General features: G+C 64.0%; 16 protein-coding genes, 1 tRNA gene and 1 pseudogene. All 18 read left to right on the top strand.

The genetic code is table 11. The features are described 5' to 3' along the window. Positions 1–52 precede the first annotated feature (52 nt). The 18 genes and pseudogenes from EJ903_RS02190 (at position 53) to EJ903_RS02105 (ending at position 13,209) form a co-directional block, all read left to right on the top strand. Positions 53–310: a hypothetical protein gene (locus EJ903_RS02190; RefSeq protein ID WP_126611637.1), complete on the top strand. Its 258-nt coding sequence runs from the start codon at positions 53–55 to the stop codon at positions 308–310. Between the two features lie 91 nt (positions 311–401). Further along, positions 402–983 (top strand): hypothetical protein, encoded by a 582-nt coding sequence (locus tag EJ903_RS02185; RefSeq protein WP_126611635.1) that lies wholly within the window; start codon positions 402–404, stop codon positions 981–983. A 43-nt stretch (positions 984–1,026) separates the two neighbouring features. After that, complete coding sequence (locus EJ903_RS02180; protein ID WP_210211361.1) at positions 1,027–1,323, top strand: hypothetical protein; 297 nt, start codon at positions 1,027–1,029, stop codon at positions 1,321–1,323. A 31-nt stretch (positions 1,324–1,354) separates the two neighbouring features. Next, positions 1,355–2,299 (top strand): helix-turn-helix domain-containing protein, encoded by a 945-nt coding sequence (locus EJ903_RS02175; RefSeq protein WP_126611633.1) that lies wholly within the window; start codon positions 1,355–1,357, stop codon positions 2,297–2,299. After that, a complete protein-coding gene (locus tag EJ903_RS02170; protein ID WP_246015097.1) occupies positions 2,274–2,864 on the top strand; it encodes a hypothetical protein in 591 nt (196 codons plus the stop codon). Before EJ903_RS02175 ends, EJ903_RS02170 begins: the two co-directional genes overlap by 26 nt. A 156-nt stretch (positions 2,865–3,020) precedes the next feature. After that, on the top strand, positions 3,021–4,238 hold the full coding sequence (locus EJ903_RS02165; protein WP_126611631.1) for a phage portal protein: 1,218 nt from the start codon (positions 3,021–3,023) through the stop codon (positions 4,236–4,238). Next, the gene (locus tag EJ903_RS02160; protein ID WP_126611629.1) at positions 4,225–5,877 is read left to right on the top strand and encodes a phage major capsid protein; all 1,653 of its coding nucleotides are present in this window, start codon (positions 4,225–4,227) and stop codon (positions 5,875–5,877) included. Before EJ903_RS02165 ends, EJ903_RS02160 begins: the two co-directional genes overlap by 14 nt. Positions 5,878–5,891: 14 nt before the next feature. Further along, positions 5,892–6,317, top strand: coding sequence for a hypothetical protein (locus EJ903_RS02155; protein WP_126611627.1), 426 nt, complete (start codon positions 5,892–5,894; stop codon positions 6,315–6,317). Between the two features lie 8 nt (positions 6,318–6,325). Further along, on the top strand, positions 6,326–6,946 hold the full coding sequence (locus EJ903_RS02150; protein ID WP_126611625.1) for a head-tail connector protein: 621 nt from the start codon (positions 6,326–6,328) through the stop codon (positions 6,944–6,946). Positions 6,947–6,952: 6 nt separating this feature from the next. After that, positions 6,953–7,360, top strand: coding sequence for a hypothetical protein (locus EJ903_RS02145; protein WP_126611623.1), 408 nt, complete (start codon positions 6,953–6,955; stop codon positions 7,358–7,360). Positions 7,361–7,431: 71 nt separating this feature from the next. Continuing rightward, positions 7,432–7,506: transfer RNA gene (locus EJ903_RS02140), tRNA-Gly, on the top strand. A 5-nt stretch (positions 7,507–7,511) separates the two neighbouring features. Beyond that, positions 7,512–7,883, top strand: coding sequence for a hypothetical protein (locus EJ903_RS02135; RefSeq protein WP_126611621.1), 372 nt, complete (start codon positions 7,512–7,514; stop codon positions 7,881–7,883). Between the two features lie 3 nt (positions 7,884–7,886). Next, a complete protein-coding gene (locus EJ903_RS02130) occupies positions 7,887–8,204 on the top strand; it encodes an HNH endonuclease signature motif containing protein (protein WP_126611619.1) in 318 nt (105 codons plus the stop codon). A 113-nt stretch (positions 8,205–8,317) separates the two neighbouring features. Then, entirely contained in the window at positions 8,318–8,719 is a 402-nt protein-coding gene (locus EJ903_RS02125) for a phage terminase small subunit P27 family (RefSeq protein ID WP_126611618.1), read from the top strand. Next, complete coding sequence (locus EJ903_RS02120) at positions 8,691–10,283, top strand: terminase large subunit (protein WP_126611616.1); 1,593 nt, start codon at positions 8,691–8,693, stop codon at positions 10,281–10,283. The genes EJ903_RS02125 and EJ903_RS02120 overlap by 29 nt, the downstream gene beginning before the upstream one ends. Positions 10,284–11,420: 1,137 nt before the next feature. Beyond that, positions 11,421–12,098 (top strand): annotated as a pseudogene (locus EJ903_RS02115) (portal protein); the annotation flags it as partial. After that, a complete protein-coding gene (locus EJ903_RS02110) occupies positions 12,091–12,393 on the top strand; it encodes a Bbp19 family protein (RefSeq protein WP_246015095.1) in 303 nt (100 codons plus the stop codon). The pseudogene EJ903_RS02115 and the gene EJ903_RS02110, both read left to right, overlap by 8 nt. A 39-nt stretch (positions 12,394–12,432) precedes the next feature. Continuing rightward, complete coding sequence (locus EJ903_RS02105) at positions 12,433–13,209, top strand: capsid assembly protein (protein ID WP_126611614.1); 777 nt, start codon at positions 12,433–12,435, stop codon at positions 13,207–13,209. Positions 13,210–13,390 lie beyond the last annotated feature (181 nt).

The following is a 13,390-nucleotide window of genomic DNA, read 5'->3' as shown; positions in this document are numbered from 1 at the left end:
GTTTTACGGTACCGAATAACGAAAAACGTTAATCTGAATATGCGAGGCCATCATGCGAGAGTTTCTTGCCACCCCCAAGGTTGCCAAGAGGAAGCTCAACAACCCTGGTCCGCGTGCGATCATCGCCATGGAAGCCCAACTGATCCAGCTTGAGGGGGCCATCAACGCCTTGAGCGTGATCGCTGAGACCATGGGACATGGTGAGGCTCCGTCTGCCGCCTCCTACCTGTCCAGGGCGGCAGCCGAACACCGGGAAGAGCTACAGCGGCTGTGGTTGATCGCGTTCAAGGCGGTTTCGCCGCTCGCCTGACCAACGATCTTGACATGTTGGGAGAGTCACAACATTATCCAGACAGTCCGGGAAAACAATGTTGAGACAACGCCAACATTAGGGGTGCGTGATGAACCTGAGAAACCTGTATGCGCAAGGGATGGCCGAAGCGCTCAATATGACCTTGCATGAGTTGTACGACTGGGAGCGAGCCATCCGGGACGATGGGCAGTTTTCCGGCGGGCGCTCCGGCCCTGGTGGCGGAACCCCGGCCACTCCGGGGAACGTTGCGCTGTTGCTGAGTGCGATCTTGGGGAGTCCAACCAAGCGCAACGCCGGGCGGATCGCAAAGACTCTCAATCTTGGCGCAATGTATATTTCCCCGAATCAACAGTCCCGTGATGCTTTTGGAGAACAAAAATGCCCTCTGACTGGGCAAAGTTACTTTGGTGAAGCGTTGACGGTTCTGTTGGCTCTGCCTCAGAAAGCCCGAGACATTGATCGGATCGAGGTTGATCCCGACATCAAAACATTTACGATTTGGGAGAGTTATTCCCTAGACGGAAAGATTTACACGCCGAAACATCGGTTTGCGTTTCCCGATGCTGATGAAAAGGAGGTTCCCCCCATCCGCACGGTGCGCATTCTGACCGGCAAGGCGCTGCGGGCTATCGCTGAAGCGATGGCGGCGGATGAAGAGGACAACGGCTGAGTTGACTGGGGGCATTGGCCCCAACTTCGAAAGGAACCACAACATGTCTGATCTGAGCATTCGGCAGAATGACGTTCTGCCGCAAAGCCCTGACCTTTGCCTTCCGCCCGCCCTGCGCAAGCCGCGCCTGCGCCGTTGGGAGGCTGCCGAGTATCTGGAATTGGTCCACGGCGTGACCGTCGCCCCGGCCACGCTTGCCAAATACGCCAGCGTCGGGGGTGGCCCGGCCTTCAACAAGGGGGTGAGCCGGACGCCGCTGTACCCCGTCGCGGAACTCGACCGCTGGGCGGTTGAGCGCATGGGGAAGTTGGTCCGCTCCACCAGCGACCTGGGTGCGTGATTGGCGGATCGAAGGGGGGGAGGGCTGCACCATGAACGCTGAGGGAGGATACACCCGGCAGTATCGGCGGCTGTGGGACAACCCGGTTTTTCGAAGCAAGCAAGAGGCCGCTGTGTTTTCGTGGATGCTGGCCGCTGCCCAATGGCGGGATGGCCGCATTTCGACGAAATACGGCCCTGTGCGCCTGGAAACCGGGGAACTCCTGATCGCGGAACGCAGCTTGGCCGAAGAGTTCGGCTTGCACCGAAACACCATGCGGAACCTGATCCAACGCATGGTTGACGATGGCATGATTGCCCTGTTTCGGGACCGCTGCCCGCAGAACGCCGGGACCATCGCCCGCATCATGAATTACAAGGAATATCAAGGTATTGATGGCGATTTTGGACCGCAAGAGGACCGCTTGAAGACCACAAGCGGGACCAGTTCAGGACCGCAAGAGGACCGCTTTAGGACCAAGAACAAAGAAGGGAATACAGTTAAAGAAGTTAACTGTTGTGTTGATGGGCGCGAGCCGGTTTCCGATCTGGCCGGTGATCCGGTTCCATCCGGCAACCCCCAGCCTGAGCCGAATGGGGGGCTTCGGGTGATTTTGGCCGAACGGGCGATCATTCACGCGTTCGACAACGCCCGCGCTGCGGCCTTTGGCGAAGACCAACGCCGCCCCTTCCCTCACCCCACGGACATCACCCACGCCAAGCGATGGGTTGCGGCGGGTGCGGACGATGCGCTGTGCGAGGGGGTGTTTTCCGCAATCTGCGCCGCGATGGCCGCCCGGTCCCAAGCTCCACCGGGAACGTTGTCCTACTTCGAGAAGCCCATAGCCGACGCCATCGCCCAACGAAACCGCCCAATGCCCAAGGGAGGCCCGCATGAACACCGTCGCCCCGTTCAACCCATTCGGCACGCTTCCCAAGGAAACCATTTCGAGGCGCTACTTGAGCGCGACCTTGAGCGCTGTTTTGGCGACGCCTGAAACCGTCGTGTTCACCGACGATCATGGAGCCGAAAACCGCCCGTGCCCGTGGCATCCGCCCGCTGTCATCACCGACGAGATGAAACGCGATGCGGTCCACGCGTTGGGGGTTCTGAAGGTCCAATCCAGGCCGGTGAACCAAGAGGAGGCTGATCGGTTCGTGGCCCATGTGGCGAATCTGTGCGCGGGAAAGGACTTGCCGCCCGAACGCAAGCTGATGGGGGCCGCGTCGGCCATTCTGCGCGCGGGCTATCCCGCTGCGATCATCAACGACGCGGATGTTGTCAAACGGGTCTTGCGGCGGCTGACCGTTCCGGGCCGTCCGACATGGTGGCCGAGTTGGCCGGAATTGGAAGCTGCCTTGGACGCGGAGCGTGCGGCCTTCCGGCAGGAATGGGAGCGCTTGACGGTGATCGCCAAAGGGGGAGCCGGTCCCCGGATCGGGCGTTGGCGTGACACGGACGGTTCCGACCACAACGCGACGCCAACGGAAGCGCAAAAGGCGAACGTCGCCAAGCTGCTGGCCGACGCTGGCATCATCAAGCGGATGCCGGGTGTCCGGTGATGTGTCAAGGGTGCGGAAATCATTCTGTTCCGGTTGGAAAACCCTGGAATGATGAAGAAAAGACAAATCACAAGGCGTGTGGTTGTTTTGATTTTATAACTTGATTGCGCGGATACTGCGACGAATTTTGCTTTTGTACGGCAAAGGACGCGGCAAATGTTTGGAGCAATCAAGGGATTTTTCACGGATACTGAGCGCAAGAGCGCGGACGGCTATGAGGTTCTGACCGGCGGGGCGTTGCCGACCGCTGCCGGTGTGTCGGTTTCCCCGGAAACCGCCATGCGCTGTTCGGTGTCCTTCGCCTGCATCAAGGTCATTGCCGAAACCATGGGGCAACTGACCCCGCACCTGTACCGCCGCAAGGGCGATGACCGGGAGCGCGCCACCGACCATCCCCTTTACGCCCTGGTGACGAAGGCCGCGAACGACTGGACCCCGGCCAGCGAGTTCCGGCTTGTGCTGGGCACCCACCTTGCCACCCACGGCAACGCCTTTGCCTTCGTCAACCGGGACGGCGAGGGCCGGGTGGTGGAGTTGATCCCGCTCGATCCCCGCGCGGTTTCCATCCGGCAAGACCCGCGCACCATGGCCCCGGTCTACAGCGTCGCCACCGGCAACCCGGCGCTGCCCGCCCGCGACTATGACCGATCCGAGATCCTGCACATCCGGGGCGTGGGGCTGGACGTTCACAAGGGCGCGTCGCCCGTCACGCTGGGCCGGGAGGCCATTGGCCTGTCTTTGACGTTGGAGGCCCATTGCGCCGGGCTGTTCGGTCGCGGTGCCAAGCCGTCCGGGATTTTGAAGGTCAAGGGCAAGAAGACGCCCGAGGCGTTGCAGCGCATCCGCGCCCTGTTCACCCGCTTCTATTCGGGGGCGGACGCCGAACACCGGACGATGATGTTCGATGACGACATGGATTTCACCCAAATCCAGTTGAACAGCGTGGACGCGCAAACCCTGGAAATGCGCCGGTTCCAAATCGAAGAGGTGTCGCGCTTTTGGCGGGTGCCGCTGCATCTGGTCAACGAAATGGACCGCGCCACCCACGCGAACGCCGAGAGCATGGGGCAACAATTCCTCACCTTCTGCATGTTGCCCATCTTGCGCAGTTGGTGCGACGCGCTGGCGATCACGCTGCTTTCGCCCGACGAACGGGACAGCCTTTATTTTGAATTTCTGGTGGACGATCTGGCCCGCGCCGACATCGCCGCCCGGTTCGAAGCGATGAGCAAGGCGATTTCGTCGGGCATTCTGAACCCGAACGAAGCCCGCGCGATGGAGAACCGCCCGCCCTACGCCGGGGGTGAAACCTTCATGCGCCCGGTCAACACCGCGCCCGCCCCGACCACAGGGGGCGCGCATGGAACGGCTTGATCTGGAGTTCAAAGCCGCCCCCAGCGGTGCCGGGCTGATCGAGGGGCTTGCGTCGCCCTTCGGGGGTACGCCCGACCGCGTGCGCGACATCGTGGCCCCCGGTGCCTTCTCCCGCTCGCTGGCCGAACACAAGGCGCGCGGCACCATGCCCGCCATGCTGTTGAGCCACGATCCGGCGGCGGTTGTCGGGGCGTGGGAGCGCGTCGAGGAAACCCCGCGTGGGTTGACGGTGGCCGGGCGGCTGACCCTGGGGACCACCACCGGGGATGACGCCTATGCCCTGGCCCGCGCCAAGGCGCTGACCGGCCTGAGCATCGGTTTCCGCACCATCAAGGCCACCCGCCTGCCCGGCGGCATCCGGCGGTTGGATGAGGTGGACTTGCTCGAAATTTCACTGGTGTCGGTTCCGGCTGCCCCCGCCGCGACCATCACCAGCGTGAAATCCTTCCCCGCCGTTTCGACGGCACGAACCCACGAGGAAAAGACCATGGCCGATCCGAACGCGGCGACCACCGACACCACCGACACGCCCCCCGCCGACACCCGTCTGACCGCCTTGGAAGGGACGGTTTCCGACATCGACAAGCGTTTGAAATCGGTTGAGGACAGCATGGGGACCACCGCGAAAGGCGTCTCGCGCATTGAAACGATGCTGCGCCGTCCGGGAACCGCCGCGACCACGGGCGACGCGGCAACCACCGCGCCCGAACGCAAGGCGTTTGAAGCCTACCTCCGGGGCGGAACCGCCGGGATGGAGTTCACCGAGGTGAAGACCCTGCGCACGGGCGACGACACCAGCGCGGGCTATCTGGCCCCGGCGGAGTTCATCGCGGAGGTGGACAAGAACATCGTGCTGTGGTCGCCCGTCCGTCAACTTGCCACCGTGCGCAACACGGCGCGCGGATCGGTGGAACTGCCCAAGCGGATCGGTCGCCCCACCGCGACGTGGGTGGAGGAACTGGAAGACCGCGACGACACCGAAACCGGCTCGCGCTATGGCAAGTCGGCCTATGAGGTGAAGGAACTGACCGCCTATGTCGATGTGGCGTTCAGCACGCTGGAAGACGCCGCCGTGGACATCTTCGCGGAACTCGCCGCCGATCTGGCCGAAGAGTTCGGGCAAGCGGAGGGTGAGGCGTTCGTCACCGGCAACGGCGTCAAACGCCCCATGGGCTTCATGACCGACACCAGCATCCCGACCGTGGCGAGCGGCGACGCGGCGAAGATCACCGCCGACAGCTTGATTGACGCCTTCCACGCCCTGCCGTCGCCCTACCGGACGAACGCTGTCTGGGCGATGAACTCCACCACCCTGGGGGCGGTTCGCAAGCTGAAGACCTCGACGGGCGAATATCTGCTGTCCATGACCGGGCTGGCCGGTTCCCCCGTCACCACGATCCTGGGCCGTCCGGTGGTGGAACTGCCCGACATGCCGGACATCACGGCGGGAGCCATCCCCCTGGTGTTCGGTGACTTCGCGCAAGGCTATCGCGTGTTCGACCGGGTGGGCTTCTCCCTGCTGCGCGACGACCTGACCCAACGCACCAAGGGGAAATGCCGCTTCCACGCCCGCAAGCGGGTGGCCGGTGGCGTTCGCAAATCCGAAGCCCTGCGCAAGCTGCGCATCGCCACGAACTGAGGAAGGGCCACACCATGCGCGACCTGCTGAACAGCATCCATCCCATCACCATCATCCCGCCGGGGGTGGCGACCAGCGACAACACCCCCGTCGTGTCCGCCATCGTGGACCGGCTGGGCTATGGCTCCGTGACCTTCGTCTTGCTGACCGGCTCGCTTGCCGACGCGGACGCCACCTTTGCCGTCCTGTTGGAGCATGGCGACGCGGCGAACCTGTCCGACGCGGTGGCCGTGCCTGACGCTCTGCTGGTGGGCACCGAGGCGTTGGCGGGCTTCACCTTTGCCGACGACAACAAGGCCCGCAAGCTGGGCTATGTCGGGGGCAAGCGCTACCAGCGCCTCACCATCACCCCCACCGGCAACGCCAGCGCGGCGAACCTGGGGGCCGTGGCGATCCTGGGGCATCCGGCCAACGCCCCCACCAGCAACCCGCCGGTGTGAGGCCCGCCATGCTGACCGTCATCACCCCCGCCACCACCCGCCGACTCACCACCGTGGCCGCGATCAAGGCTGAGTTGTCCCTTGTGACGGGGGCGGATGATCCGTTCATCGCGGACCTGATCGCCCGCGCAAGCGCGACGGTCGAACGGTTCTGCAACCGCGTCTTCGCCCTGGAAACGGTGCGCGAAAGCGTTCGCCTGACGGTCGCCGCCGACGCGCTGTCCCTTGGGCGTTGGCCGGTGGTTTCCATCCTCTCGATCATCGAAGGGGGAAAGGCGCTGACCTCCGCCGATTACGAAACCGACGGTGGAGCCGGGTTCATCCACCGGCTGACCGGCTTGGATCGCCGTTGTGATTGGCCGGTTGGCAAAGTGACGGTGGAGTACACCGCCGGTTACGTCGCGCCTGGACAACCGGGCCGCACGCTCCCGGAAGACATCGAGCGGGCAACCATCATGCTGGTGAAGGCGGGTTGGTTCGCCCGATCCCGCGATCCGATGGTGCGCACGGAAGACGTGTCGGGCGTCATGGCAACCACCTATTGGGTGGGCGGCTTTGGCGCGGGCGTGTGCCTGCCCCCGGATGTTGAAGGGCTTCTCTTTCCCCACCGTCAACCGTCCATCGGGTGAACCGCCATGCTCAATCCCGGCACTTACGCGCTTGCCGACCGCGCCATCACCACCGCCATCAACGAAGCGCAGTCGCCCATTCTGGACTTGGAGGGCGTGACCGCCGTCACCATCCAGGCGCGGCTTGCCTATGGCTCCGGCGGCACGACCGCCAAGGTTTATGTGGCGACCAGCCTTGACGGCGGGATCACCTGGGTTGACGTGGCGTGTCTCGCCTTTGGCGCGGCGGGCGCGGTCAAGGTGGTGAATGTGTCCGGCCTGACGCCGAGGGGCACCCCCGCCGTTCCCACCGATGGCGCGTTGACGGACGACACCATTCTTGACGGCATTCTCGGGGACCGGCTCCGCGCGCGGATCGTGACCACCGGTACCTATGCCAACAGCATCATCTCTGTGAAGGCGGTGGTGCGATGACTCAGAACTTGCAATGCGCTCTGCAACCTTGGTATAAAAACGTCCTGCCGCTGCCTTATGGCGACGTGTATGCGTTCGTAGCTCATCTGGATAGAGCGCCAGCCTTCCAAGCTGGAGGTAGGGGGTTCGAGTCCCCCCGGGCGGCGGCAGTATGATTCCCGAAATTGCAGCCCTTGACCGCGCTCTTGCCGTGGCCGGTGAACCCGTGCTGTTGCGCCGCTTCTACGGCGTGAACCCGCGCACGAGCGTGGACGTGGAATGCATGGCCTTCGTGCGAGGCTACAAGCCGCAAGAACTGATCGGCAGCATCACCCAGACGGACATCTTCGTCATCCTGTCACCGACGGAGATCGAGCGGGCGAAGTGGCCCGGCGGTTCCGGTCTGTCGGGCACCCCAGACCCGCGCGTTCCGAGGAAAGGCGACTCGCTGGTTGTTCGCGGCACGATGCGGAACGTGGAGGCCGTGGGGCCGGTCTATGCGCGGGGTGAGTTGGTGCGCATTGAAATGAACGTGAAGGGGTGAGCCATGCCCTACGCCGCTCCCCGCATCTGCACATGCGGTTCGGTCATTCCCGCCGGTCAACGGTGCCGACGCTGCGCCAAGGCTGTGGAAGCCGCCCGCCCGGATCGCCACGCGCGCGGCTATGACGCCGATTGGTCCCGTCTGCGCCGTGCCCATCTGAAGGCGCACCCCGGCTGTGTGGTGTGTGGGGCAACCGAGGGGGTGGACGTGGACCACAAGGCCAGCATCAAGGACCGGCCCGACCGTCGTCTTGACCCGTCCAACCTTCAAACGCTCTGCCGCCTGCACCACAACCGGAAGACACACGGAAAAACATCATGATCGCAAGGGGTTGGGGTAGGGGGTTCCCAATTTCGGGGGAGAGGGGCCGGTACCGGATGGGGGTCTTCCTCCCGAGAGAGGCGAATTGAGCAAATCGGATAAGGGGTGCTGTGATGCGTGGACGGAAACCGGAGTTGAAGGCGATTGACGGCGGGCTTGCCCGGTTGCCGCCCGCGCCGTCCTGGCTGCCGACCGAGGCCAAGGCCGAATGGCGGCGGGTGGTGCCGGGGTTGCGCGCCCGCAAGACGGTGACGCGCGAAGACCTGCCCATGTTGGAATCCTACTGTCTGGCCGCTGGCACCGTCCGCCGGATGCAGGCGACCCTTGCCACCGAAGGCGACACCATCACCAGCGCCAAGGGCGAGGTGCGGCGGCACCCGGCCTTTCAGACCATGTTCCAGGCCCTGACCGAAAGCCGCCGGTTGGCTGCCGAACTGGGCTTGACCCCGGCCAGCCGCAACAAGGCCGCTCCCACGGACAACGACGATGACGACCTATCCGGCTTGGATCTCTGACGGTTCCGACATCCCCGACCCCTTGGGCTACGGGCAACGCGCCGTCGATTTCCTGCGCCTGCTGCGCCACCCGAAATCCACCCTGCCCAAGCGGGCGTTCCAGCTTCACGACTTTCAAGAGCGTCTGGTCAGACGCATCTACGGCCCGCGCCACCCGGACGGGCGGCGGATCGTGCGCAACGTCGTCATGCTGCTGCCGCGCGGCGGGCGCAAAACGAGCCTGGGCGCTGGTCTGGGGCTGCTGCACACCATCGGCCCGGAGCGGGTGCCCGGCGGGCTGGCGCTGTTCGCCGCGTCGGATCGGGAGCAAGCCCGAATCGGCTTTGAGGAAGCCGCCGGTATCTGCCGGGAGGATGCCCGGATCGGTGACAAGCTGCGGTTCATCGACTACCGCCACCGGATCGAGCATCCGAAATCCGGCTGCCAGCTTCGCGCCATTTCCTGCGACGCCGCCCGGTCCCACGGCACGACCCCCACCTTTGCCCTGGTGGACGAACTGCACGCATGGCCCAAGCGCGATCTGTGGGACGTGATCCGCACCGGCTTGGTGAAGGTTCCCGGTTCCCTGTGCGTGGTCATCTCCACCGCCGGGCGCGGTCAACAGAACGTCGCCCATGACATCGTGGATTACGCCCGCCGCGTCGCCCGTGGCGAGATCGACGACCCCGGCACGCTGCCCGTCCTGTTCGAGACGGCCCCGGATGCCGATTGGCGCGACGAACGGGTGTGGTTCCGCGCCAACCCCGGTTTGGCCCATGGCTTCCCCGACATCGACGGCTTGCGGCAGCTTGCCCGTGAAGCGGAGAACCGCCCGGCGGATCGGGAGGCGTTCAAACAACTGCACCTGAACGTGTGGCTGGATCATTCGACCGACCCGTTCGTTGACATGTCGGTCTATGACGCAGGGGCCGAACCGCTCGACCTCGACGCCCTGGCGGGCGCGCCCTGCTGGCTTGGTGTGGACCTGTCGAGCAATTCGGACCTGACGGTGGTGGTGGCGTGCTGGCGCGTCGGGACGGGCTATGCGGTGCTGCCGCATTTCTTCTGTCCTGGCGACAACCTGCGGGGCCGACAGGACCGCGACGGCGTGCCCTATGTCCGCTGGGCGGATGACGGCCTGATCGAGCCGACACCGGGCAACGTGGTGGACTTCCGCGCGGTGGAAGACTGCATCCGCGACCTGTGCGACCGCTTCAACGTGGTGTCGGTGGGGATCGACCCCCACCTTGCCCGCTCCACCCTGAACACGCTGACCGAGGACGGTTATCCGGCTGTGGAGGTGCGGCAAGGCTGGATCACCATGGCCCCCGCCATCAAGGAGCTTGAGCGCGCCATCGTCGGGCGACAGTTTCAGCACGGCGGGCATGAGGTGTTGCGCTGGTGCTTCGACAACATCCAGGTGGAAACCGACCGGGCCGGAAACCGCCTGTTCAGCAAGGGCAAGGCGCGCGAGCGGATCGACGGGGCCGTTGCCTGCGCCATCGCCGTATCGCTGGCGCAACACGGTGAAGCGGGAGGCTCCATTTACGATCTGGACGTGGAGGACGAAGAGTTCTTAGTTTGACGGTGCTGTTTTTGTCGTCGCCATCAACTTCGCCGCTGCCATTTGCGGTGATATAATGAATATTAACGGCTTTCGAGAATTAGTGTGACCAAAGCAAAAAAATCGGCCCCGCAAGTGCGGGGCCATATCTTACGGCTATTGCTGAGATCAAGCTAGGCTAACGTTATGCTCTACGAGCGACCTTACGTTCCTCTTGGGCCTTATGATCGTACTTGCTCAGGGCAGCCTCGAACGAAGCGTCAACACGCCACTTCGCAAACGTCGCTCTGGCACGCTCCTCGGCGTTCTCGCAGAACTCTATCTGGTCTGTCCTGTTCATAGCTCACTCTCCATTGACTTACATAGCTAGCGCCTATCCGAGGCGGGAATCAAACGATTTCTGGATCCCCGAGCGTTGCTAGCCAAACGCGCTTTCCATTCCAGTCGTCACATTGGAGCACCTTGTACCCACATCCAACAAAGACACGAGAAATCATATAATGTTTGTCCATAGATTTTTCAGGGGGGTTATGGTCATACGTACACCTATCCACCTGTCTGGGTCGTTTTATGTTCAAAATAGTTTCGGTTAGGTAGCAAACGATCCCTAGTATCATCCATCGATCTTGTTTCGTAAACTCATCATGAATGCTTCTGCCTGTCCAATGCTCAACAGCTTCACCGGTGAAACTGTTCCTTTCGACGATATAAAAATGGTACTCGGGCCGATCCAGCGCGTAAGGGGCAAGAGCTACTGCGGCGAAGTATGTTGTCCCCTTATCCTGGTCTGCTCCAAGATAACAGAGAGCCATACAATCGTGTTCTCCACGATCAAAAAAATCATAATCAGATGGGGGAACGGTTGCTTCAAGGACAAATGGCATAGCAGCACTGTCAACTTTAGGACGGGGCGTGGAGCTTAATCGTATCGGAAGTTTGCGTAAAGAGGTGCCTACTTACCGCAGCCATTGAACTTGCTTCCACCGTATTGATAACACAATGTATATTATAGATACTAGCGTACGGGATGATGTGTGGCTGGGTGCCAAACAGAGCGTGATCGATGCCGCCGACACCTTGCTTACATGGCGCTTACATGCTCCCCCGTCCGGCACTCAATCCGTTGAATAGCAATCATAATGCCAGCTTTTCCCTAGCATCTGGCAGGCCGATGACGACGGCGTGTTGAATCCGGCGACGATCCGCTTGGTGCCGGGAACGATCATCCCCAAGGCGGTGGGGTCCGCCGGGTTGACGCCGCTGGCCAATCCGGGGCGGTTCGACGTCTCGCAACTGGTGCTCGAGGATCTGCGGTCGCGCATTCGCCACGCCCTGCTGACGGATCGGTTGGGGCCGGTCGATCAGGCGCGGATGACCGCGACCGAGGTGATGGAGCGGTCCGCCGAGATGGCGCGGCTGTTGGGGGCGACCTATGGCCGCCTGCAAGCGGAGATGCTGACGCCGCTGCTGTTGCGCGCCGTCGCCATCCTGCGCCGCCGGGGCGAGATTCCCGACATCACCGTCGATGGGCGGCTGGTGGCGCTGCAACACCGCTCCCCGTTGGCCCAGGCCCAGGCGCAACGCGATGTGCGGGCGACGCTGCGCTGGCTCGACACCGTGCAGCAGCTGGGGCCGCAGGCCGCCGCCACGGTGGACGCCGCCGCGACCGCGCGCTGGCTGGGCGAAGCCTTTGGCGTTCCGGCCACGCTGATGCGGGCGGAGGACGCGCCGCCGCCGGTCCCGGCATCGCCTGCCGCCATTTCGCCCGCTGCCGTCCCGCCCGCCACGGTTCCGCCTGTCTCCGCGTCCTCCGCGACCGGGGGCGTCCATGGCTGATCGCATCCTGGAACCGAACCTGGACACCACGGCGGGGTGGGGGTGGTTGAACGGGGTGACGCCCCCGGACGCATCCACCAACGCCGCCGCCGACAGTGCCGCCGATCCGGCCCCGGCCTTTGCCCGTTGTTTCGCCGGGCCGGACGGGCAGCGGGTGCTCGACACGCTGCGGGCGATGACGTTGGGCCGCGCCCTTGGCCCCGACGTTCCCGACGCCGCGCTGCGCCATCTGGAAGGCCAACGGCATCTGGTGGCGGTGATCCTGGCCCTGACGGCGCGCGGGCAACGGGCCTGAGCCGCCTTTTCCTTGCTGTTAGAATGGAGTGTGTGACCGATGGCCGACAATCTGCTGATCGCCCCCCGCACCGGTGCCGGGACCGATGTCCCGCCCAACACCCCGCCCGCCGAGCCCGACGCGGTCCCGGAGAAGTTCCGCGACCCGAAAACCGGCGCGCTGCGGGTGGACGCCCTGTTGAAATCCTATCGCGAGCTGGAGCGACGCCTGTCGGTGGCGGCCCCGGTCGCGTCGCCCGCCAACAGCCCGCCGGACCCGGCGTCCTTCGATCCGGTCGCGCTGCGTCGGGCGTTGGGCGCGCCCGAGTCGCCGGAGGGCTATTGCATCGCCTGCGACCACGGCCTGTTCCAGCCCGACCCGGAGATCAACGGGCGGCTGTTCGAGGCGGGCTACACCCCCGGTCAGGCGCAGTTGCTCTATGATCTCGCCGCCGAGCGGATGATGCCGTTGATCCAGCATCTCGCCGCTGAATTCCAGGCCGAACGCGAGGTCGAGCGGCTGGTCGCCCGCTTTGGCGGCGAAGAGAAATGGCGGGAGGTGTCGCGCCAGCTTCTCGCCTGGGCGGGCAAGAATCTGCCGCCCGCCGCCGTCGAAGGGTTGTCCACCACTTATGAAGGGGTGATGGCCCTGCACGCGATGATGTCGGGGACCGAGCCGACGGCCCTGGCGCTGGGGCCGGGGCGGGCCACCGTCGCCGATGGCGAGGCGGAGTTGCGGGCGTTGATGCGCGACCCGCGCTATTGGCGGGACCGCGACCCGGCGGTGATCGCCCGCGTCACCGACGGGTTCCAACGCCTGTACCCCACCCGGATGTAAGGGAGCGAACGGGCATGATTGGCGGGGTGATCGCGGCAGCGTCGTCGGGGGCTTGCCAGGGTGACACCATGACGCGAGGCCGATTGACGCATCTCGCCAATCAAGGTTGGTCTTGCATGATAATGTTGCGTTTGCAAACAAGATTGCGATTGCAGGTTTGAAACAAAACAGCGAACCTGCG

Source organism: Azospirillum griseum, assembly GCF_003966125.1.
GTDB lineage: Bacteria > Pseudomonadota > Alphaproteobacteria > Azospirillales > Azospirillaceae > Azospirillum > Azospirillum griseum.
This window is presented reverse-complemented; position numbering and strand designations above follow the sequence as displayed.